Raw genomic sequence first — 19550 nt, 5'->3', positions numbered from 1 at the left:
TTCCGCTCGACCACCCCGAGGAGGAACCCATGCCTGCCGTCACCGTCGACGACCTCACCGTCCTGCCCCGCCTGCGCACCCCCGGCCTCGGTGACCAGCCGCGCCCGGTCTGGCAGCTGACCACCGCACCCCAGGGCTACGAGGGGGAGGGCTTCCCGGTGCGCCGGGCCTTCGCCGGTCTCGACCTGCGTGCCCTGGACCCGTTCATCATGATGGACCAGATGGGCGAGGTGGAGTACGCGCCCGGCGAGCCCAAGGGCACCTCCTGGCACCCGCACCGCGGCTTCGAGACCGTCACCTACATCATCGACGGCACCTTCGACCACCAGGACTCCCACGGCGGCGGCGGGACCATCACCAACGGCGACACCCAGTGGATGACCGCCGGCAGCGGCCTGCTGCACATCGAGGCCCCGCCGGAGTGGATGGTCACCCAGGGCGGTCTCTTCCACGGCATCCAGCTGTGGGTGAACCTCCCGCGCGACGCCAAGATGAGCGCCCCGAAGTACCAGGACATCCGCTCCGGCGAGGTCCAGCTGCTCACCACCCCCGACGCGGGGGCCCTGGTCCGGGTCATCGCGGGCTCGGTCGACGGGCACGCGGGCCCGGGGTCGACGTACACCCCGATGACGCTCGTGCACGCCACCCTCGAGCCCGGCGCGCGGCTCGATCTGCCCTGGGAGGTCGAGCACAACGCGCTTGTCTACGTCCTCAACGGCCAGGGCACCGTGGGCACCGACGGGCGCCCGATCCGCACCGGCCAGGCGGCCGCGATGGGCGCCGGTGACTACCTCACCCTGACCGCCGACGGCACGCAGGAGAGCCGCAGCCCGCGGATGGACGTCATCGTCGTCGGCGGGCAGCCGATCCGGGAGCCGCTGGCGTGGGCCGGGCCGTTCGTGATGAACACCAAGGCCGAGGTGCTCGAGGCCTACCAGGACTTCCAGCGCGGCTCGTTCGGGCAGATCCCCGGCTGAGGTCCTACAGCTCCTTGCGGAAGAACGCCTCGGCGTAGGGGTTGTCGTTGTAGCGCTCGACCTCGCGGTAGCACGCCGCGGCGTACATCGACAGCGCCTCGCCGAGCGTGCGGTTGGTGTCGAGGACGACCGTGCGGTGCCCGAGCTCGACCGCAAGCTCCTCCAGGGCGGCGAGCACCCGTCGTCCGAGCCCCAGTCCGCGGTACGCCGGGTCGACCCACATCCGCTTGACCTCGGCCGCGCCCTCGGGGCTCGCGATCGCGCGGACGCCGCCCACCGCGGCGGGTGCGCCGTCGACCGTCGCGAGGAGGTAGTGCCCTCCGGGGTCCACGAGGTCGTCGGGACCGGAGACGGTGAAGCCGCTCGGGAAGCGCTCGTCGAGCTCGGCGACGTAGCGGCCCACCAGGGCCAGGACCTGCGGGTCCTGCGACGTACGCCGCTCGAGCCGCACCTCGCGCGCGGGGGACCGGTCGGGTGCTGCCATGCGGCGACCCTAGCTATCCCCGCGCACGGGGGAGGAGCGGCGGAGACGCGACGAGCCCCTGACCCGGAGGTCAGGGGCTCGTGCTCGTGGGGTGAGCGACGGGGCTTGAACCCGCGACCCTCGCGACCACAACGCGATGCTCTACCAGCTGAGCTACGCCCACCACGGACCCGGCGGAGCCGGACCGGGGACGAGTGTAGGGGACTAGGACGCGGGCGCCGAATCCGAGGCCGCGCCCTGCGCTGCGGTGGTCTCACCGGTCAGCCCCGTGAGGGAACCGCCGTGCCGACCGGCGATCTCGCGGGCGGTGTCGGTGTCGGGGCCGGGCTGCGGCACGAACACCGCCTCGCGGTAGTAGCGCAGCTCCTCGATGCTCTCCTGGATGTCGGCCAGGGCGCGGTGGTTGCCCCGCTTGTCGGGTGCGGCGTAGTAGGCCCGGGGGAACCAACGGCGCGAGAGCTCCTTGATCGAGGAGACGTCCACGATCCGGTAGTGCAGGAACCCCTCGAGCGTGGCCATGTCGCGGGCCAGGAAGGCCCGGTCGGTGGCGACGGTGTTGCCGGCCAGCGGCGGGCGACTGCCGTCGGGGCAGTGGGTGCGGATGTAGTCGAGCACCTGCCGCTCGGCGGCGGCCATGTCGACGCCCTCCGCGAGCTCCTCGAGCAGCCCGGACTTCTCGTGCATCTCCCGCACGAAGGGCACCATCTGCTCCAGCGCGGCGTCCGGCGGCTTGATGATCACGTCGACGCCCTCACCGAGCACGTTCAGCTCGAAGTCGGTGACCAGCGCCGCGACCTCGATCAGGGCGTCGGCCCCCAGGTCCAGGCCGGTCATCTCGCAGTCGATCCACACGAGTCGGTCCGTCATGGATCGACACCCTACGCGTCGGCGCCCCCGCCGGTGCGGGCCGCACCAGCGGCCTCTCAGCCGCCCCTCAGACCCTCCCTCTAGGCTCGCGGTCGTGGAGGGACGTGTCGTGGGCTGGCTGGTGCTGGCCGCGAGGCTCGTCGTCGGGGGCGTCTGGATCGTCGCCGGGGCCCTGAAGATCCCCGACCCCGCATCGAGCGTGCAGGCCGTGCGCGCCTACCGGCTGCTGCCCGAGGCGCTCGTGCCGACCGTGGGGCAGCTGCTGCCGGTCGTGGAGGTCGTCGTGGGGCTCGCGCTGGTCGTGGGACTGCTGACGCGGACGATGGCGGTGGCGTCGGCGGTCCTGTTCGTCGCCTTCATCATCGGGATCGCGAGCGCCTGGGCACGCGGGCTGACCATCGACTGCGGGTGCTTCGGCGGTGGGGGCTATGACCCCGACGCCGCCGAGAAGTACCCCTGGGAGATCGCCCGCGACGTCGCCCTGCTGGCAGGGTCGCTGTTCGTGGCGGCCGTCGGCCACCGGGGCCGATGGGCCCTCGACCACGTGCTGTTCCGTCGTACGCCGCTGGAGAGCTGAGGAGAATCATGTCGAAGAAGAACCGCGCCGAGGACCGCGCCGCTCGCGCCGCCGAGGCGCGTGCCGCCCAGCAGCGCGCCGAGCGGCGTCGCACGATCCGGATGGCCACGATCGTGGCGGTCGGCATGGCGCTGGTGATCCTGGCCGGGTTCCTGCTCACCCGTGCCCTGGACACCAGCACCGACGTCTCGGCGGCCCCCGCGGGTGCCAGCGAGCACGGCGTGACGGTCGGCGACTCCGACGCCCCGCACACGGTGGTCGTCTACGAGGACTTCCTCTGCCCGTTCTGCGGCGAGCTCGAGGCCGCGACCCGCGACGACTTCGAGCGCCTCGCCGAGGAGGGCGAGCTGCTGGTGGAGTACCGCCCCTTCAACCTCCTCGAGCGGATCAGCGACTACAGCCCGCGGGCGGTCAACGCCTTCGCCGTAGTGCTGGAGGAGTCCGGCCCCGAGGTCGCCAAGCGCTACCACGACCTGCTCTTCGACAACCAGCCGTCCGAGTCCGGTCCCTTCCCTGACAACCAGGACCTGCTCGACCTCGCGGTCGAGGCCGGTGCCGAGGAGGACGCCGTCTCCGAGGGCATCCTGGAGGTGACCATGCGCGACTGGGTCGACGACGCCACCGCCGCGGCGATCGAGGCCGGCGTGCAGGGCACCCCCACGGTGATCCTCGACGGCGAGGTCGTCCAGGGCCAGCCGCAGGACATCCTCGACGCCGTGCTCGAGGCGACGGACTGATCCGGTGCGCGTGGACCCCGCCTTCATCGCCGGCCTGCCGAAGGCCGAGCTGCACGTCCACCACGTCGGCTCGGCCTCCCCGCGCATCGTCTCCGAGCTCGCGCGGCGCCACCCCGGCACCGTGCCGGAGGACCCCGAGGCGCTGCGCCGCTTCTTCGAGTTCCGCGACTTCGCGCACTTCATCGAGGTCTACCTCGCTGTCGTCGACCTGGTGCGCACCCCCGAGGACGTGCGGGTGCTGACCTACGAGGTGGCCCGCGAGATGGCGACCGAGCAGTCCCTGCGCTACGCCGAGCTCACCTGCACTCCCTACACCTCCGTGCGCCCGCACGAGGACGGGGTGGGGATGCCGATCGAGGCGTACACCGAGGCGCTGGAGGACGCCCGGGTCGCCGCCGAGCGCGACTTCGGGCTGGTGCTGCGCTGGATCTACGACATCCCCGGGGAGTCCGGGCTGCCCGCGGCCGACGCCACGCTCGACTTCGCGCTGCACCACGCCGGGGACGGGCTGATCGGCTTCGGCCTCGGCGGCCCCGAGATCGGCGTGCCCCGCCCGCAGTTCCAGCCGCACTTCGACGCGGCACGCGCCGCGGGGCTGCGCTCGGTCCCGCACGCGGGGGAGACCACCGGGCCGCAGACGGTCTGGGACGCGCTGCACCTGCTGGGCGCCGAGCGGATCGGCCACGGCACGAGCGCCGCGCAGGATCCTGCGCTGCTCGAGCACCTCGCGGCCACCGGCGTACCCCTCGAGGTGTGCCCGTCCTCCAACCTCGCCACCCGCGCGGTCGCGACGCTCGAGGAGCACCCGCTGCCGCGCTTCGTCGAGGCCGGCGTCACGGTCGCGATCGCCTCCGACGACCCGCCGATGTTCGGCACCACCCTCAACCGGGAGTACGAGCTGGCAGCCGACCTGCTGGACCTCGACGAGGAGGGCGTGCGGGAGCTCGCGCGGACGTCGGTGCGGGCCAGCTTCGCCCCCGACGACGTACGCCGGAGCCTGCTCGCCGCGATCGACGACCACGCCTGAGGCGTCGACCCGCCCGGCCCCCGCGTGCCAGTAGGGTCCTGCCATGTCCGAGGCACCAGCACCGGCTCCCGACGTCCGCCCGGGCAAGTCGGCACGCACGCGGGCCGCCCTGCGGGACATGGCCTTCAAGCACTGCCCACCCTGCTGGGTCCGGCGGCGCGCGGCAACCCCCGGGACGGGGCTGTCGGGGTAGCACCCCCGGCAGGACTCGAACCTGCGACCAAGTCATTAGAAGTGACTCGCTCTATCCAGCTGAGCTACGGAGGCTGGGCCCGCCAAGGCTATCTCCCACATGCCGGGACCACCCTGGCGGGGAGCACGGGGAGATACCGGGAGCGGTACCCTTCGGCCGTGGACGAGAAGACGACAGAGTCGAGCCGCCAGCTGCGGTTCCTCGTCGTCGACGACACCGACGACATCCGCGAGGTCATGGCCCGGATGGTCGAGCGGCAGGGCCACAGTGCCGACCAGGCCATCGACGGTGTCGAGGCCGTCGAGGCGCTGCAGCGCACCAGCTACGACCTGATGCTGCTGGACCTCTCGATGCCGCGGATGACCGGCGAGGAGGTCGTGCGCTGGATCCACCAGCACCCCGAGCACGCCACCGGTCTGCGGGTCGTCGTCGTCAGCGCCTGGGCGGGCGACAAGCGTCCGCTGCTGCAGGAGCTCGGCATCACCGACGTGCTGCCCAAGCCGTTCCGGCGTCAGCAGCTCGAGCAGCTGATCGCCGAGACGATCTGACCCGACGCGCGACCTGAGCCGGATCTTTACTCGATCATGGTCAGGACGATGCCGGCAGGGGTATTCTGCGCAGGCTGGGCAGTGAGGGAGGCTGTCCTGCCCGGGTCGCCCACTCTCGGGGACTCGGACGACCTAGTGCGCAAGGGAGGAACGACCATGCTCGCGAAGATCCGCGCCCGCCGGGCCGCTCGACAGCTGTCCGCTATCTACATGTGGCGTCCGTCCCCCTGAGGACCGACACCACCACGGACGACACCTTGGCGATCGGGCGCCTCGGTGCCGTTCTCGGCCTCCGCGACGAGCCCGGGCCGGTCGCCCTGGGGCCGGGCGGCCCCTACCTCGTCACCTCGGTCGTCGACACCCGTCGGGTGCTGACCGACAGTGACGCCTTCCTCTTCCCCGTCGACGTGACCCGCCGCGCCACGACCGGGGAGCACGCGATGATCACCCGGCTGCGACCCGACCAGGTCACCCGTGGCCTCGCCACCTTCGAGCACGAGCTCTCCCGGGCCGTCGTCGCGTGGGCCGCCGACGACGCCGCGGACGCGATGCGCGTCCTGCGCGAGCCCGTGGCCAGGTCCACGACCGACGCCGTGCTGGGCCCGCTCGAGCCGGCGGACCGCGACCGCGTCGCCGACCTGGTGCTGGCGTGGATCGACGCCCTGGCGCCCGTCATCGCCGCGGCGCGCCCTCCTCGTCGGTGGTCGAACACGCGCCGTGCCGAGCGCGCCGCCCGCGTCGACCTCGAGCGAGCGCTCGCCGACCTGCGGGTCGATGCCCCCACGGTGAGCGCGGTGGAGCTGGCCGCCGGTGTCCAGGTGCCGATCGCCGCGGGGGCCTGGCTGCTCGTGCTGCTAGCCGAGAACCCCGCCGCCGCGGCCCAGGCGGCTCGCCGCGGCCTCGCCACGGAGACGGCCTGGGAGACCCTGCGGCTGCGGCCGCCCACGTGGGTCACGGCCCGCATGACCGCGCGGGAGGTCGCGCTGGAGCACGGCACGGTGCCCGCCCACGCCGTCGTGCTCGTGAGTCCGCTGCTGCTCGGGCGCGGGGCCGACCTCCTGCCGGCGGGGTCGGCCGACCCGGCGCTCTTCGACCCCGCGCGGTGGGACGGCGCGGACGTGCGTCCCGGTGCCTGGCTGCCCTTCGGGGCCGGGCACCACGCCTGTCCGGGTCGCAGCCTGGGGCTGGCGCAACTGACCGCGCTGGCCCGATGGGGCCTGGATCGGCAGGTTGTGCTGACGCAGCCCGCACGGATCGACCAGACTAGGGGCATCTTCCCCTCGCCGGCGCTGCTGCGGTGCGGGGCTCTTCCTTCATCCCCCGAGGAGTGACGTGGCCCCCGCGACACCCGTGGCCCTGCAGGAGCTCGCGGTGGACGTCGCCCCCTCCGCGGACGCAGCGCTCCTGAGCGGCCGGCTGCTCACCGGCGAGCTGTCCGTGGAGGGGGCGTGCGAGCGGGTGTCGGCGCACTTCCTGACCGGCGGGGAGGCGGAGATCGTCGTCCTCGCCCTCACGCTCACCCCGCCGGAGGACCGCGACCCCTGGCTGCACCTCGGGGACCGGGTGTGGCTGCGGGAGTGGGTGGCTCCGGGGTCGCCGTGCCACTCCGTCCCGCGCGACGGCAGCGAGGGGGCGCTCACCATGCCCTACCTCTCCCAGCTCGCCCGCGACGAGATCGTCGCGCTCACCGACCGCGACCTGCTGCCGCCGGAAGCGGCCACCGACCGCGACGAGCTCGAGCAGTGCGGCACCGCCGCGATCGTCTCGTGCGCCCTGCAGCGCGACGCCGCGATGTACGGCAGCCTCTCCGTGGGACGGAGCACCCCCGGCCCTTGGTCCCAGCAGCTGCTCGCCGACTACCGCCTGCTCTCGGCCGCGCTGGCCGCCGGGCTCGCCGCGCAGCACTCCCGCTCGCTGCTCACCGACGCCCTCGCGGTCGGCGACCAGGCCCGCCACGTCCAGCAGCAGTTCTTCGCCACGGTCGGCCACGAGCTGCGGACCCCGCTCTCCACGATCATCGGGTACGCCGAGCTGCTGGCCGACCAGGCCGAGCGCCAGTCGCCCGGGGAGTTCGCGGCGGAGGTGGGGCGCGACGCCGGCCACGTCCTCACGGCCTCCGAGCACCTCCTCGACGTGGTCGAGGACCTGCTGGGCACGGGGCGGCTGCTCGGCGCGGAGGACTCGCGCCTCTCGGTCGACGTGGCCGGCGCCGTGGCCGACGTCGTGCACTGGCACCGGGTGCCCGCCGAGAAGCACGGGGTCACGGTCGTCAACGGCGTACCCACCGGCCTGTCGGTGCTCGCCCGCCCCGCCGGCCTGCGCCAGGTGCTGACCAACCTCGTCGGCAACGCGATCGTGCACAACCGCCACGGCGGCACGGTCGAGGTGGGCGCGCAGCCGCTGGTGGGGGAGGGGGGCCAGCCGCGCGTTCGGGTGACGGTCCGCGACACCGGCCGGGGCCTGAGCGCCGTGCAGCTGCGCTCGGCGTTCGAGCCGTTCGTGCGCTTCGCGGGGCCGAGCGTCAAGGGCACCGGGCTCGGCCTGCCGCTGGCCCGCACCGTCGCCGAGCGCGACGGCGGCGAGCTGGGCGCCGACTCGACGCCCGGCGAGGGCTCGGTCTTCTGGGTGGACCTGCCGGCCGGTTGACCACCCGCCGACCGGCTGCGCCGGGTCGAACGGGTGGGGTCAGCGGATCCGCTGACCCATCCACTCCTCGACCGCGTCGGGCGTGCGCGGCAGGGAGGCCGAGAGATTGTCGTAGCCGTCGGCGGTCACGAGGATGTCGTCCTCGATGCGGATGCCGATGCCGCGCAGCTCCTCGGGGACGAGCAGGTCGTCCTCCTGGAAGTACAGCCCCGGCTCGACGGTGAGCACCATCCCCTCGGCCAGGGTGCCCTTGGCGTAGGCCTCCGGCGCCGCCCGGCCGCAGTCGTGGACGTCCATGCCGAGCATGTGGCTGGTGCCGTGGAGGGTCCACCGCGCGTAGGTCTTGTTGTCGTCGGCCAGCGACTCCTCGGCGCTGACCGGCAGCAGCCCGAGGTCGTCGAGGCCGTGGGCCAGCACCCGCATCGCGGCGCGGTGGGGGTCCTGGAACGCCGCGCCGGGGCGCACCGCTCCGATGCCGGCCTCCTGGGCGTCGAGGACCAGCTGGTAGAGGTCACGCTGCAGCGGGGTGAAGGTGCCGTCGACCGGCAGGGTGCGGGTCACGTCGGCGGTGTAGAGGTTGTGGCCCTCCACGCCCATGTCGAGCAGCACCAGCTCCCCGGGCGTGATCGCGCCGGAGTTCTCGATCCAGTGCAGCGTCGTGGCGTGCTTGCCACCACCCACGATGGAGTCGTAGCCGATGTCGTTGCCCATGGTGCGGGCGCGACGGAAGAAGGTGCCCTCGAGCCAGCGCTCGCCGTAGCGCAGCACGTTGTCCCAGTCAGCGACCGCGTCCTCGAAGCCCAGCGTCGTGGCGTCGCAGGCGGCCTGCAGCTCCCCGACCTCCCAGGAGTCCTTGACCAGCCGCAGCTCGGAGGCCACCCGGGCGAGGTCGCCGTCGGAGGTCAGGTCGCGGGTCTTGGTCGTGGAGGCGGACAGTCGCGACTCGAGCTCGTCGACGTGACGCACCTCCAGACCCAGGGAGTCGGAGATCTCCTTCAGCGACGGACGGCGACCGGCCCAGAGCTCGCCGTACTGCCGGTCGCGGAAGAACTCGTCGGTCTGGCGCGAGGAGCGTGGGCGGGCGTAGAGCACGCCCTCGCCGTCCTCGACCACGAGCACGGCGTCGGAGGTGAGGTTGCCGGAGAAGTAGGCGTGCGCGGTGTCGGCACGGAAGCGGTAGTCGGTGTCGTTGGCGCGCACCTTGTAGGTGCCGGCCGGCAGCACCAGTCGCTCGCCGGGGAAGGCGGCGGAGAGACGCTCGCGACGGGTCGCGGCGAGGTCGGCGACCGGGTGGCGCGGTAGGTCGAGCTCGCGGTCGCCCCAGCCGGTGCGCATGAAGGCGGCGTACGCCTCCGGCACCGCCGGGTCGTGCGACTCGGTCCGGGGCTCGGGCTGCGTCTCCTCGCTCATGCCGCCACTGTACGACGGCGCGCGCGACAGGGGTGATCGGTGCGGGCCGCCGGCCGATAGGCTCGTGACCATGGTCAGGACACGTCGCCAGGGAGTCGCGTTCACGGTCGTCGTGACCGTGCTCGTGGCGCTCGGCGCCCTGCCCATGCTGCTGGTCCTGGCACTGTCCGGCGCCCCGGGCACGCTGCTGCTGGCCACCGTGCTGGCCGCGCTGCCGGTGGGCCCGCTGGTCGGCTGCTACCTCTGGCTGGACCGCTACGAGCCCGAACCCAAGTCGCTGCTGGCCCTGGGCCTGCTGTGGGGTGGCTTCGTCGCCACCGCGGGCGCGCTGCTGGTGCAGGGCATCGGAGGCCTGGTCGTCGGGGTGGGTGAGGTGGCCAGCCTCGCCGTCGTCGCCCCGATCACCGAGGAGGCCGGCAAGGGCGCCTTCCTGGTGCTGCTGCTGTGGCTGCGACGCGCGGAGCTCGACGGCATCCTCGACGGCATCGTCTACGCCGGCATGGTCGGCATCGGGTTCGCCTTCGTCGAGAACATCCTCTACCTCGCCGCCGCCTACGACGGCACCGACGGGATGGGGCCGGGCGGCACCGAGGCGGTCACCGCCACGTTCGTCATCCGCTGCCTCTTCAGCCCGTTCGCCCACCCGCTCTTCACGACCTTCATCGGCATCGGCGTCGGCATCGCCGTGACGAGCCGGTCCGGTGCCGTCCGGTTCCTGGCGCCCGTGGGCGGCTACGTCCTGGCGGTGCTGGCGCACGGGCTGTGGAACGGCTCCACCGTCTTCGGGCTGGGCAGCTTCGCGGCTGTCTACCTCGTGCTGATGGTCCCGGCCCTGATCGGCATGTTCGCCCTGGCCTTCTGGGCGCGCCGGGCCGAGCAGCGGATGCTGGGGGTGGCCCTGGGCGACGCCGCCCAGCGCGGGCTGCTGCCGGCCACCGACATCGCCTGGGTGGTCGACCTGCGGGCCCGTCGTACGGCCCGGTCCTTCGCCCGGCAGCACGGCGGTCGCGAGGGCGAGCAGGCCATGCGGGTCTACCAACAAGCAGCGATCGAGCTCGGATTCCTGCATCATCGCTACCTGCGCGGCACTCCTCCGCCAGACTTCGCGGTGCGCGGCCAGGAGCACGTCCGACGGATCTCCGCCGTGCGCCCATCCATCGCTTTCCCCGGACAGGTGGTCCCGACCCGCATGAGTGCCCGATGAGTGCCCGGCACGAGACCTCGACCGACGTCGGCTCCGGCGACGCCGCCATGATCACCGCGCTGGTGCGTCTGCGCGGCGCGCTGCAGGCCGCTGCGCTGCCGCTGGACCTGCCCGGTGTCGACGAGGTGCGCACCTCCCACCAGGAGATGGTCGACCAGCTCGAGGACTACGTCATCCCACGGGTGATGACCGTCGACGCGCCGCTGCTGGCGGTCGTCGGCGGCTCGACCGGCGCCGGCAAGTCGACCCTGGTCAACACCCTGGTCGGCCACCGCGTCACCGCCTCGGGCGTGCTCCGCCCGACCACGCGCTCGCCCGTGCTCGTGCACCACCCCGAGGACGGCCACTGGTTCGGCCAGGACCGCCTGCTGCCGGACCTGCGCCGCGTGGACCACGCCACCAACGACCCGGACTGCCTGCAGCTGGTCGCCTCCGAGACGATCCCGCAGGGCCTGGCGGTCCTGGACGCGCCCGACGTGGACTCCGTCGACGAGCAGAACCGCGCGCTCGCCGCGCAGCTGCTCGCCGCCGGCGACCTCTGGCTCTTCGTCACCTCGGCCGCGCGGTACGCCGACCAGGTGCCCTGGACCTTCCTCAAGCAGGCCGCCGACCGCTCGACGGCGGTGGCGATCGTGCTGGATCGCACCGCCCCGGAGGCCGTGCAGACGGTCTCGACGCACCTGGCCAGGATGCTGGCCGCCCGCGGCCTGAAGGACTCCCCGCTCTTCGTCGTCCACGAGGGCGCGGTCGACGAGGAGGGGCTCCTGCCCGCTGGTCACGTGGCCGAGGTGCGGGGCTGGCTCGAGTCGCTGGCCGAGGACTCCGGCGCGCGTTCCGCGGTCGTGAAGCAGACCCTCGACGGCGCCATCCGCTCCCTGACCCACCACGTGCACCCGGTCGCCGACGCGGCCGCCGCCCAGGTGGAGGCCGCCGAGCACCTGCGTCGTCTCAGCGACCAGGCCTACTCCGACGCGTTGTCCCGGGCGCTGGCCGCCACGGCCGACGGCACCCTCCTGCGTGGCGAGGTCCTCGCCCGGTGGCAGGAGTTCGTGGGCACCGGGGAGCTGCTGCGCTCGCTGGAGACCAAGGTCGGCTGGCTGCGCGACCGCGTCGTCGGCGCGGTCAAGGGCAAGCCCGCCCAGGCCGAGCGGGTGACCGTCGCGGTCGAGTCCGGCCTGGAGCTGCTCGTCCTCGAGCACGCCGAGGAGGCCGCCGAGGCGGCTGAGCGGGCCTGGCGCCAGCTGGAGTCGGGCGTGAGTCTGCTGGCCACCGCCGGCCCCGACATCGGGCGCGCCTCCCGCGACCTGCGCCGCCGCGCCGAGCGTGCGGTGCGCGAGTGGCAGGGCGACGTGCTGGAGATGGTCCGCGCCGAGGGGGAGGGCAAGCGCACCACGGCGCGCTTCCTCGCCCTCGGGGTCAACGGGCTCTCCGTCGCGCTGATGGTCGTCGTCTTCTCCCACACCGCCGGCCTGACCGGCGCCGAGGCCGGCATCGCCGGCGGCTCGGCGGCGCTGGGCCAGAAGCTGCTGGAGGCGGTCTTCGGCGACCAGGCCGTGCGCGGCATGGCCGAGCGGGCGCGGCAGATGCTGGAGGAGCGGATCACCGGCCTCTTCGCCACCGAGCAGGCGCGCTACACCGCCCTGGTCGAGGGCCTGGGCCTGAGCGACGAGGCGCCGGAGGCGCTGCGCGTGGCGGCCCGTCGGGTCGACGACGTGCGCTTCTCCAGCGCCCAGCGCGAGCACTGAGCGCACCGACCCCCTAGGGTGTGGGCCAGCACCACGAACAGGGTCGAGCGGGTTGGGGGATCATGACGTCCTTGCTGGAGGGGGCCAAGAAGCTGGTCACCCGGGGCACCGACACCGGAGCCCGGCTCGAGGGCCTGGGCGCCGCGACCGAGGCGGCCCGGGGTCGGCTCGACGACGAGCTGGTCGGGCGTGCCGCCACGGTGGTCGAGCGCGGCACCAGCCGGTTGCGGCTCTCCGCGCACCACACGGTCGTCGGGATCGCCGGTGCCACGGGCTCGGGCAAGTCGTCCACGTTCAACGCGCTGACCGGGCTGGAGCTCTCGGCCGTCGGCGTACGCCGGCCCACCACGTCGTGGGCGACCGCGTGCGTCTGGGGCACCGAGGGTGCCGGCGAGCTGCTGGAGTGGCTGGGCATCCCGCCGCGCCACCAGACGACCCGTGACTCGATGCTCGACACCCGACGCGAGTCCAACGCGCTCGAGGGCGTCGTGCTCCTCGACCTCCCCGACCACGACTCGACCGAGGTGGCGCACCACCTCGAGGTGGACCGGCTCGTCGCGCTCGCCGACATGTTCGTGTGGGTCCTCGACCCGCAGAAGTACGCCGACGCGGCCATCCACGACCGCTACCTCGCGCCGATGCGCACGCACGCCGACGTGATGGTGGTCGTGCTCAACCACATCGACACCGTGCCCGAGGACCGGCGTGACGCGATGGTCGACGACGTCCGGCGCCTGCTCGCCGCCGACGGCATCCCCGACGTCCCGGTGATCCCGATCTCCGCCCGTCACGGTATCGGCATCGACCAGCTCAAGGGCGAGATCGAGAAGCGGAGGGTGCCGGCGTCCCGGCGATCGTGGAGGCGGTGGAGCGCTCCACCCGCTGGCGGGCCGGTCGCGCCACGGGATGGCCGCTGGTCTCGTGGGTCGGCCGCCTGCGTCCCGACCCGTTGAAGAAGCTCGAGATCGACCTCGGGGCCGACTCCAAGGCACTGCGGGGTCAGGGCGTCTCGGTGCCGCAGGCCACCGCCGTGCAGCGCGCCAAGATCGACGCCGAGGTCCGCTCGCTCGCCGACGACGTCTCGACCGGGCTCGGCGCCCCGTTCGCCGCCTCCGTCCGTCGCGCCTCGACCGCCCGCCTCTCCGAGGTCGGGGACCGTCTCGACGACGCCCTGCGCACCGTCGACCTCGACGCCGAGCGACTCCCGGTGTGGGCCGGCGCCGTGCGGGTCCTGCAGTGGCTGCTCGTGCTGGCCGCCCTCGTCGGGGGCGCCTGGAGCGTGGCGGCCATGCTCTCCGGAGGTCTCGGCGACCTGCCCCGCGTCGGGGGAGTCGCGCTGCCGCTGGTGCTGCTCGGTGGCGGGGTGCTGCTCGGGGTGTTCCTGGCGCTGGTCTGTCGCGGGCTGGTCGCCGCGACCGCGCGCTCGCGTGCGGCCGCAGCGGACCGCAGGCTGCGGGAGGCCGTCTCGGAGGTCGCCTCCGAGCTGGTGGTCGCCCCCGTGCAGACCGAGCTGACGGCGTACACCTCGCTGCGCACGGGCCTGGACCGCGCCCTGGCCTGAGTCCCTCCGGGAGGGGACGGGACCGCCGGGCGTCCACAGGGGCGTCCCTCGGCACGGGTCTCCCCAGCGGTCCTCGAGGCCGCGTCGGAGCACGGCGTACGACGGCAGGCTCCTGCCCGTGGGGACGCCGGTCCCCGAGGAGGAGGACATCGTGCTCAACGACACCCTGGTGACCATGGAGGGCTGGCTCGGCAGCAACGTCACCGTCCGGCAGGCGGGGGAGGCCAGCGTGGCCAGCTTCCGGCTGGCGGCGACGCCCCGCCGGTTCAGCGCGGCGACCGGGCAGTGGAGCGACGACACCACGCAGTGGTTCACCGTCAACGCCTGGCGCGCGCTCGGGGAGGGCTGCGCGGCCTCGTTGCGGCGCGGTGACCCGGTGGTCGTCGTGGGGCGGCTGCGGGCCTCGACGTGGACCAACGCCCAGGGGGTGGCGATGACCTCCTTCGAGGTCGATGCGCAGGTCGTGGGCCACGACCTCAACCGCGGCACCACCGTCTTCACACGCACACCGCGGCAGGCGGGTGAGGAGGGGCAGGCCGCCTGAGCCCGGGCCGCTGGCCGTGGGTAGGCTCGGGGACCATGGCGGAATATGTCTTCACCCTGCGCAACGTCCGCAAGGCCCACGGTGACAAGGTCGTCCTCGACAACGTCACCCTGTCGTTCCTGCACGGCGCCAAGATCGGCGTCGTCGGACCCAACGGCACCGGCAAGTCCTCGCTGCTCAAGATCATGGCCGGGCTCGACCAGCCCAACAACGGCGACGCGATCCTCGACCCCGAGGCCACTGTCGGGATGCTGCAGCAGGAGCCGCCGCTGACCGAGGGCAGGACGGTCCTGGAGAACGTCCAGGAGGCCGTCGGCGAGATCAAGACGAAGATGGACCGCTTCAACGAGATCGGCGAGCTGATGGCCGAGCCCGACGCGGACTTCGACGCCCTGATGGCCGAGATGGGCGACCTGCAGACCGACCTGGACAACGCCAACGCCTGGGACCTCGACAGCCGCCTGGACCAGGCGATGGACGCGCTGCGCTGCCCGCCGCCGGACGCGATCGTCGACAACCTGTCCGGTGGCGAGCGCCGCCGGGTGGCGCTGTGCAAGCTGCTGCTCCAGCAGCCCGACCTGCTGCTGCTCGACGAGCCGACCAACCACCTCGACGCCGAGTCGGTGCAGTGGCTGGAGGGCCACCTGGCCAGCTACCCCGGTGCCGTCCTGGCCATCACCCACGACCGGTACTTCCTCGACAACGTCGCCGAGTGGATCCTCGAGCTCGACCGGGGCAAGACTCACCCCTACGAGGGCAACTACTCCACCTACCTGGAGACCAAGAAGGAGCGCCTGAAGATCGAGGGGCAGAAGGACGCCAAGCGCGCCAAGATGCTCGAGAAGGAGCTGGAATGGGTCCGCTCCAACCCCAAGGCGCGCCAGGCCAAGTCCAAGTCGCGTCTCGCGCGCTACGAGGAGATGGCGGCCGAGGCCGACCGGATGCGCAAGATCGACACCTCCGAGATCAACATCCCGGCCGGTCCGCGCCTCGGTGACGTGGTGCTGGAGGCCAAGGAGCTCACCAAGGGCTTCGACGGCCGCACCCTCATGCACGACCTGTCGTTCTCGCTGCCGCGCGCCGGCATCGTCGGCGTCATCGGCCCCAACGGCGTCGGCAAGACCACGCTGTTCCGGATGATCACCGGCAACGACCAGCCCGACGAGGGCGCGCTCGACGTCGGCCAGACCGTCAAGATCTCCTACGTCGACCAGAGCCGCGGCGGCATCGACCCGGACAAGAACGTCTGGGAGGTCGTCTCCGACGGCCTGGACTTCATCAAGGTCGCCAACTTCGAGATGAACTCCCGCGCCTACGTCGCCTCCTTCGGCTTCAAGGGCCCGGACCAGCAGAAGAAGGCCGGCGTGCTCTCCGGCGGTGAGCGCAACCGCCTCAACCTCGCCCTCACGCTGAAGATGGGCGGCAACCTGCTGCTGCTCGACGAGCCGACCAACGACCTGGACGTGGAGACGCTCTCCTCGCTCGAGGACGCGCTGCTCGACTTCCCCGGCTGCGCCGTGGTCACCTCCCACGACCGGTGGTTCCTCGACCGCGTCGCGACCCACATCCTGGCGTGGGAGGGCGACGAGGAGGACCCGGCCAAGTGGTTCTGGTTCGAGGGCAACTTCGCGGCCTACGAGGAGAACAAGATCGAGCGCCTCGGCGTGGAGGCAGCGCGTCCCCACCGGGTGACGCACCGGCGCCTCACGCGGGACTGACGGGGACGCGCCAGCGGACCCGTCGTCGGTGGTCGAGCGAGCGGCACGGCTGAGCTTGCGAAGCCGTGACCCGCGTGTCGAGACCCGGTGACGTACCCGCTGACCGTTACCTGATCTCCGCCTCCGGGTGACCGGCCACCAGCCGGTCGGAGACCGCGTCGAAGACCCGCGCGACGGCACGGAAGTCATCGGCGTCCACCAGGTCGACCAGGTGTGCGCGCACGCCGCGCACGTGCACCTGCGCGGCGCGCTCGAGGAGCTCCAGCCCCTCCTCGGTCATCACGCACACGATGCCGCGCCCGTCCTCGGGGGAGGTCGTGCGCTGCACCAGGTGCGCCTTCTCCATGCGGGACACGGTGTGGGTGACCCGGCTGCGCGAGTGCGCGAGCGCGTCGGCGAGCTGGGCCATCCGCATCCGGCCCTCGCGCTCGGAGAGCCGCACGAGGATCTCGTACTCGGTCAGGGAGAGGTCGAACGCCCGGCGCAGGTCGGCGTCGAGCCGGTCGAAGAGCAGCGTCGTGCCGAGGACGAGGGAGCGCCAGGAGTGCTGCTCGTCCTCGCTGAGCCAGCGGGTCTCGGTGGAGAGGTCGGGCGTGGGCACCCGCGTACTTTACGCGGCTGCCCACCCCGATCAGCTCAACCGGTGCCGGTCGGGCGGGTGCCCGTCCGGCGCGGCGTCGTACGACGGGACCGCCGGCGGCCCCGCGGGTGGATCAGGACAGGCGCTCGAGGATCAGCGCCATGCCCTGGCCGCCGCCCACGCACATGGTGATCAGACCGGTGGTCTTGTCGTGCCAGTCCAGGCTGTTGAGCATGGTGTTCTGCAGGCGCGCGCCGGTCATGCCGAAGGGGTGACCGACGGCGATCGCGCCGCCGTTGACGTTGAGGCGGTCGATGTCGATGCCGAGGTCCTGGTAGGACGGCACGACCTGCGCGGCGAAGGCCTCGTTGATCTCGACCAGGTCGATGTCACCGATGCTCATGCCGGCGTTGGCCAGCGCCTTCTTGGTGGCCTCGACCGGGCCGAGGCCCATGATCTCGGGGGAGAGGCCCGAGACGCCGGTGGAGACCACGCGCGCGAGCGGGGTCAGGCCCAGCTCGGCGGCCTTGGTGTCGCTCATCATGACCACGGCGGCGGCGCCGTCGTTGAGCGGGCAGCAGTTGCCGGCCGTCACGACGCCGTCGGGGCGGAAGACCGGGTTGAGGCCGGCGATGGCGTCGTAGGTGACACCGGCGCGCGGGCCGTCGTCGGCGGAGACGACGGTGCCGTCGGCCAACGTGACCGGGGTGATCTCACGGGCCCAGAAGCCGTCGGCGATCGCCTTCTCGGTGAGGTTCTGCGAGCGGACGGCGTACTCGTCGAGCTCCTTGCGGTCCAGCCCGCGCAGGGTGGCGACGTTCTCGGCGGTCTGGCCCATCGCGATGTAGACGTCGGGGACCAGGCCGTCCTCGCGCGGGTCGTGCCAGGCGCCCGCGGCGTTGCCGAGCTCGGCGGTCTTGTTCGTGCGCTCCTGCGCCTCGGCGAAGACGGGGTTCTTGGTGTCGGGCCAGTGGTCGGAGGTGCCCTTGGCGAAGCGGGACACGGTCTCGACGCCGGCGGAGACGAAGATGTCGCCCTCACCGGCCTTGATGGCGTGGAAGGCCATCCGGGTGGTCTGCACCGAGGAGGCGCAGTAGCGGGTGGTCGTCGCGCCCGGGACCTCCAGGCCCATGAGCGTGGTGACGATGCGGGCCATGTTGTTGCCGGACTCGCCTCCGGGCAGGCCGCAGCCGAGGTAGAGGTCCTCGATCGTGGTGGGGTCCAGCGCCGGGATCTTGTCGAGCGCGGACTGGATCGCGAAGGCGGCCAGGTCGTCGGGGCGGAAGTCCTTCAGCGAGCCCTTGTTGGCACGCCCGATCGGCGTGCGGGCGGCGGAGACGATGACTGCTTCGGGCATGCGGGGATGCTCTTCTCTGTGGGGTGGCTCCGGACCGGATCACACTAGCCTGGGAGCATCGGGCGCGTGAGACACGTCTATGAGTGCCCGGTGCGGTGGGCGGACCTCGACGCCCTGGGCCACGTCAACAACGTCGTCTACGTCGACTACCTGCAAGAAGCCCGCGTCGACATGTTCCGCAGCCACCGCGTGGAGCTGATGGGGCAGGAGCTGGTCGAGGGGCTCGTCGTGGCCCGCACCCAGGTGCGGTACGTCGAGCCGCTGATGTTCCGCTTCGAGCCGGTGCGCATCGACTGCTGGGTCACCGAGGTCCGCGCGGCCTCGTTCACCCTCGCCTACGAGGTCTACGACGAGCGGCCGGACGGCTCGCGGAGGCTGTACCTCACCGCGACGACCGAGCTGACGCCGTACGTCTTCGCCGAGGAGCGCCCGCGCCGCCTCACCGCCGAGGAGAAGGCGGTCCTCGAGGGCCACCGCGACCCCGATGCCGAGGCCCCCGAGCGCGCGCCGCAGCGGACCCCGGCGCACCGCCTGGAGGTGGGCCACTACCCGGTGCAGGTGCGGTTCAGCGACGTCGACGTCTACGGGCACGTCAACAACGTGAAGTACTTCGAGTACCTCCAGGAGGCCCGCATCGCGATGATGGGCCGGCTCTGGGAGGAGGTGCCCGGGGAGACCGGGCGCAGCTCGCTCGTGGTCGCCCAGGTCGACGTCGACTACAAGGTGCCGATCCTGCACCGAGCCGCGCCGTACGACGCGTGGACCTGGGTCAGCCACGTCGGCTCGACCTCGTTGGTCATGGAGACCGAGATCGTCGACGCCGCCGATCCCGAGCGGGAGGTGCTCCTGGCCCGGGCCCGGGTGGTGCTGGTGTTCTTCGACCCGGCGTCGGGCCGGCCGCGTCGTCCCGACGATGACGTCCGTGCTCCGCTGCTGGAGGTCATGTCTCCATCGTGTTGACCATGAACTGCGCCGCGTGGGTGACGTAGTCCCAGAACTGCTGGTCCTGCTCCGGCGGCAGCGCGACCTCGTCGAGGGCGTCGCGGAAGTGCTTGAGCCAGTGGTCGCGCGCGGTCGGGTCGACCGGGAAGGGCGCGTGGCGCATCCGCAGCCGCGGGTGGCCGCGTCGCTCGCTGTAGGTCGTGGGGCCGCCCCAGTACTGCATGAGGAAGAGCCGGAACCGCTCCTCGGCCGGGCCCAGGTCCTCCTCGGGGTACATCGGGCGCAGCACCTCGTCACCGGCCACGCCGGCGTAGAAGCGGGCCACGATGCGGGTGATGGTCTCCTCGCCGCCGATCTCGTCGTAGAAGCTCACCGGTCCATCATGCCGATCGGGCGGTGGCGGCTCACACCCGGCGTGGAACAGTGGGCTCGA

20 protein-coding genes and 2 tRNA genes are annotated in these 19550 nt (G+C 72.6%); 14 read left to right on the top strand and 8 right to left on the bottom strand.

The annotated features are described in order from the left end of the window. Nucleotides 1-29 precede the first annotated feature (29 nt). Nucleotides 30-977 (top strand): pirin family protein, encoded by a 948-nt coding sequence (locus tag A6R01_RS04625; protein WP_292604009.1) that lies wholly within the window; start codon nt 30-32, stop codon nt 975-977. 4 nt (nt 978-981) lie between these two features. Here the strand turns inward: A6R01_RS04625 and A6R01_RS04620 are convergent, their stop codons facing one another. From A6R01_RS04620 to orn, 3 genes are all read right to left on the bottom strand, one after another. Further along, complete coding sequence (locus tag A6R01_RS04620; protein ID WP_292604008.1) at nt 982-1461, bottom strand: GNAT family N-acetyltransferase; 480 nt, start codon at nt 1459-1461, stop codon at nt 982-984. An 87-nt stretch (nt 1462-1548) separates the two neighbouring features. After that, nucleotides 1549-1624 (bottom strand) — tRNA-His (locus A6R01_RS04615). 41 nt (nt 1625-1665) lie between these two features. Then, a complete protein-coding gene (gene orn / locus A6R01_RS04610) occupies nt 1666-2328 on the bottom strand; it encodes an oligoribonuclease (protein ID WP_292604007.1) in 663 nt (220 codons plus the stop codon). Nucleotides 2329-2422: 94 nt separating this feature from the next. Between orn and A6R01_RS04605 the strand changes: the two genes are divergently transcribed. The 3 genes from A6R01_RS04605 to A6R01_RS04595 are packed head-to-tail and all read left to right on the top strand — an operon-like array spanning nt 2423 to nt 4669. Further along, nucleotides 2423-2905, top strand: coding sequence for a MauE/DoxX family redox-associated membrane protein (locus A6R01_RS04605; RefSeq protein ID WP_292604006.1), 483 nt, complete (start codon nt 2423-2425; stop codon nt 2903-2905). Between the two features lie 8 nt (nt 2906-2913). Next, nucleotides 2914-3642, top strand: coding sequence for a DsbA family protein (locus A6R01_RS04600; protein WP_292604005.1), 729 nt, complete (start codon nt 2914-2916; stop codon nt 3640-3642). A 4-nt stretch (nt 3643-3646) separates the two neighbouring features. After that, nucleotides 3647-4669 carry an adenosine deaminase gene (locus tag A6R01_RS04595; RefSeq protein ID WP_292604004.1) on the top strand — a complete coding sequence of 341 codons (1023 nt, stop codon included), beginning with the start codon at nt 3647-3649 and terminating at the stop codon, nt 4667-4669. 193 nt (nt 4670-4862) lie between these two features. On the opposite strand, the gene A6R01_RS04590 is transcribed toward A6R01_RS04595, so the two are convergent. Further along, nucleotides 4863-4936, bottom strand: a tRNA-Arg gene (locus A6R01_RS04590). Between the two features lie 84 nt (nt 4937-5020). Here A6R01_RS04590 and A6R01_RS04585 point away from each other — a divergent pair. From A6R01_RS04585 to A6R01_RS04575, 3 genes are all read left to right on the top strand, one after another. Further along, nucleotides 5021-5410 carry a response regulator gene (locus A6R01_RS04585; protein WP_292604003.1) on the top strand — a complete coding sequence of 130 codons (390 nt, stop codon included), beginning with the start codon at nt 5021-5023 and terminating at the stop codon, nt 5408-5410. A gap of 212 nt (nt 5411-5622) precedes the next feature. Next, nucleotides 5623-6741: a cytochrome P450 gene (locus A6R01_RS04580; RefSeq protein WP_292604002.1), complete on the top strand. Its 1119-nt coding sequence runs from the start codon at nt 5623-5625 to the stop codon at nt 6739-6741. Nucleotide 6742: 1 nt separating this feature from the next. Continuing rightward, entirely contained in the window at nt 6743-8056 is a 1314-nt protein-coding gene (locus A6R01_RS04575; RefSeq protein WP_292604001.1) for a HAMP domain-containing sensor histidine kinase, read from the top strand. A gap of 39 nt (nt 8057-8095) precedes the next feature. On the opposite strand, the gene A6R01_RS04570 is transcribed toward A6R01_RS04575, so the two are convergent. Next, nucleotides 8096-9466 (bottom strand): aminopeptidase P family protein, encoded by a 1371-nt coding sequence (locus A6R01_RS04570; protein ID WP_292604000.1) that lies wholly within the window; start codon nt 9464-9466, stop codon nt 8096-8098. A gap of 70 nt (nt 9467-9536) precedes the next feature. On the opposite strand from A6R01_RS04570, the gene A6R01_RS04565 reads away from it, so the two are divergent. From A6R01_RS04565 to ettA, 6 genes are all read left to right on the top strand, one after another. Continuing rightward, a complete protein-coding gene (locus tag A6R01_RS04565) occupies nt 9537-10670 on the top strand; it encodes a PrsW family intramembrane metalloprotease (RefSeq protein WP_292603999.1) in 1134 nt (377 codons plus the stop codon). Beyond that, nucleotides 10667-12415 carry a dynamin family protein gene (locus A6R01_RS04560; RefSeq protein ID WP_292603998.1) on the top strand — a complete coding sequence of 583 codons (1749 nt, stop codon included), beginning with the start codon at nt 10667-10669 and terminating at the stop codon, nt 12413-12415. The genes A6R01_RS04565 and A6R01_RS04560 overlap by 4 nt, the downstream gene beginning before the upstream one ends. 62 nt (nt 12416-12477) lie before the next feature. Further along, the gene (locus A6R01_RS04555) at nt 12478-13368 is read left to right on the top strand and encodes a GTPase (protein WP_292603997.1); all 891 of its coding nucleotides are present in this window, start codon (nt 12478-12480) and stop codon (nt 13366-13368) included. Next, nucleotides 13281-13976, top strand: coding sequence for a hypothetical protein (locus A6R01_RS04550; protein WP_292603996.1), 696 nt, complete (start codon nt 13281-13283; stop codon nt 13974-13976). Before A6R01_RS04555 ends, A6R01_RS04550 begins: the two co-directional genes overlap by 88 nt. Before the next feature lie 118 nt (nt 13977-14094). After that, nucleotides 14095-14520 (top strand): single-stranded DNA-binding protein, encoded by a 426-nt coding sequence (gene ssb, locus A6R01_RS04545; protein WP_292603995.1) that lies wholly within the window; start codon nt 14095-14097, stop codon nt 14518-14520. A 35-nt stretch (nt 14521-14555) separates the two neighbouring features. Further along, nucleotides 14556-16238: an energy-dependent translational throttle protein EttA gene (ettA, locus tag A6R01_RS04540; protein ID WP_292603994.1), complete on the top strand. Its 1683-nt coding sequence runs from the start codon at nt 14556-14558 to the stop codon at nt 16236-16238. 106 nt (nt 16239-16344) lie between these two features. Here the strand turns inward: ettA and A6R01_RS04535 are convergent, their stop codons facing one another. Together A6R01_RS04535 and A6R01_RS04530 are read right to left on the bottom strand one after the other, a co-directional pair. After that, nucleotides 16345-16839, bottom strand: a complete 495-nt coding sequence (locus A6R01_RS04535) for a MarR family transcriptional regulator (protein ID WP_292603993.1) — start codon at nt 16837-16839, stop codon at nt 16345-16347. 112 nt (nt 16840-16951) lie between these two features. Next, a complete protein-coding gene (locus A6R01_RS04530; protein ID WP_292603992.1) occupies nt 16952-18175 on the bottom strand; it encodes an acetyl-CoA C-acetyltransferase in 1224 nt (407 codons plus the stop codon). Nucleotides 18176-18241: 66 nt separating this feature from the next. Between A6R01_RS04530 and A6R01_RS04525 the strand changes: the two genes are divergently transcribed. Continuing rightward, entirely contained in the window at nt 18242-19135 is an 894-nt protein-coding gene (locus A6R01_RS04525; RefSeq protein ID WP_292603991.1) for a thioesterase family protein, read from the top strand. Here A6R01_RS04525 and A6R01_RS04520 read toward each other — a convergent pair. Further along, complete coding sequence (locus tag A6R01_RS04520) at nt 19116-19490, bottom strand: globin (RefSeq protein ID WP_292603990.1); 375 nt, start codon at nt 19488-19490, stop codon at nt 19116-19118. The two genes, A6R01_RS04525 and A6R01_RS04520, sit on opposite strands and share 20 nt — an antisense overlap. Nucleotides 19491-19550 lie beyond the last annotated feature (60 nt).

Source organism: Nocardioides sp. REDSEA-S30_B4 (genome assembly GCF_001627265.1).
Lineage (GTDB): Bacteria > Actinomycetota > Actinomycetes > Propionibacteriales > Nocardioidaceae > Nocardioides.
Note: the sequence above shows the minus strand (reverse complement) of the source record. Positions and strands in the feature narration are given on the sequence as shown.

What these genes read in the sequence shown, in the direction of transcription:
- orn (WP_292604007.1), bottom strand. Translation starts at nt 2,328, where the DNA reads ATGACGGACCGACTCGTGTGGATCGACTGCGAGATGACCGGCCTGGAC.
- A6R01_RS04555 (WP_292603997.1), top strand. Translation starts at nt 12,478, where the DNA reads ATGACGTCCTTGCTGGAGGGGGCCAAGAAGCTGGTCACCCGGGGCACC.
- A6R01_RS04620 (WP_292604008.1), bottom strand. Translation starts at nt 1,461, where the DNA reads ATGGCAGCACCCGACCGGTCCCCCGCGCGCGAGGTGCGGCTCGAGCGG.
- A6R01_RS04560 (WP_292603998.1), top strand. Translation starts at nt 10,667, where the DNA reads ATGAGTGCCCGGCACGAGACCTCGACCGACGTCGGCTCCGGCGACGCC.
- ettA (WP_292603994.1), top strand. Translation starts at nt 14,556, where the DNA reads ATGGCGGAATATGTCTTCACCCTGCGCAACGTCCGCAAGGCCCACGGT.
- A6R01_RS04570 (WP_292604000.1), bottom strand. Translation starts at nt 9,466, where the DNA reads ATGAGCGAGGAGACGCAGCCCGAGCCCCGGACCGAGTCGCACGACCCG.
- A6R01_RS04625 (WP_292604009.1), top strand. Translation starts at nt 30, where the DNA reads ATGCCTGCCGTCACCGTCGACGACCTCACCGTCCTGCCCCGCCTGCGC.
- A6R01_RS04600 (WP_292604005.1), top strand. Translation starts at nt 2,914, where the DNA reads ATGTCGAAGAAGAACCGCGCCGAGGACCGCGCCGCTCGCGCCGCCGAG.
- A6R01_RS04530 (WP_292603992.1), bottom strand. Translation starts at nt 18,175, where the DNA reads ATGCCCGAAGCAGTCATCGTCTCCGCCGCCCGCACGCCGATCGGGCGT.
- A6R01_RS04565 (WP_292603999.1), top strand. Translation starts at nt 9,537, where the DNA reads ATGGTCAGGACACGTCGCCAGGGAGTCGCGTTCACGGTCGTCGTGACC.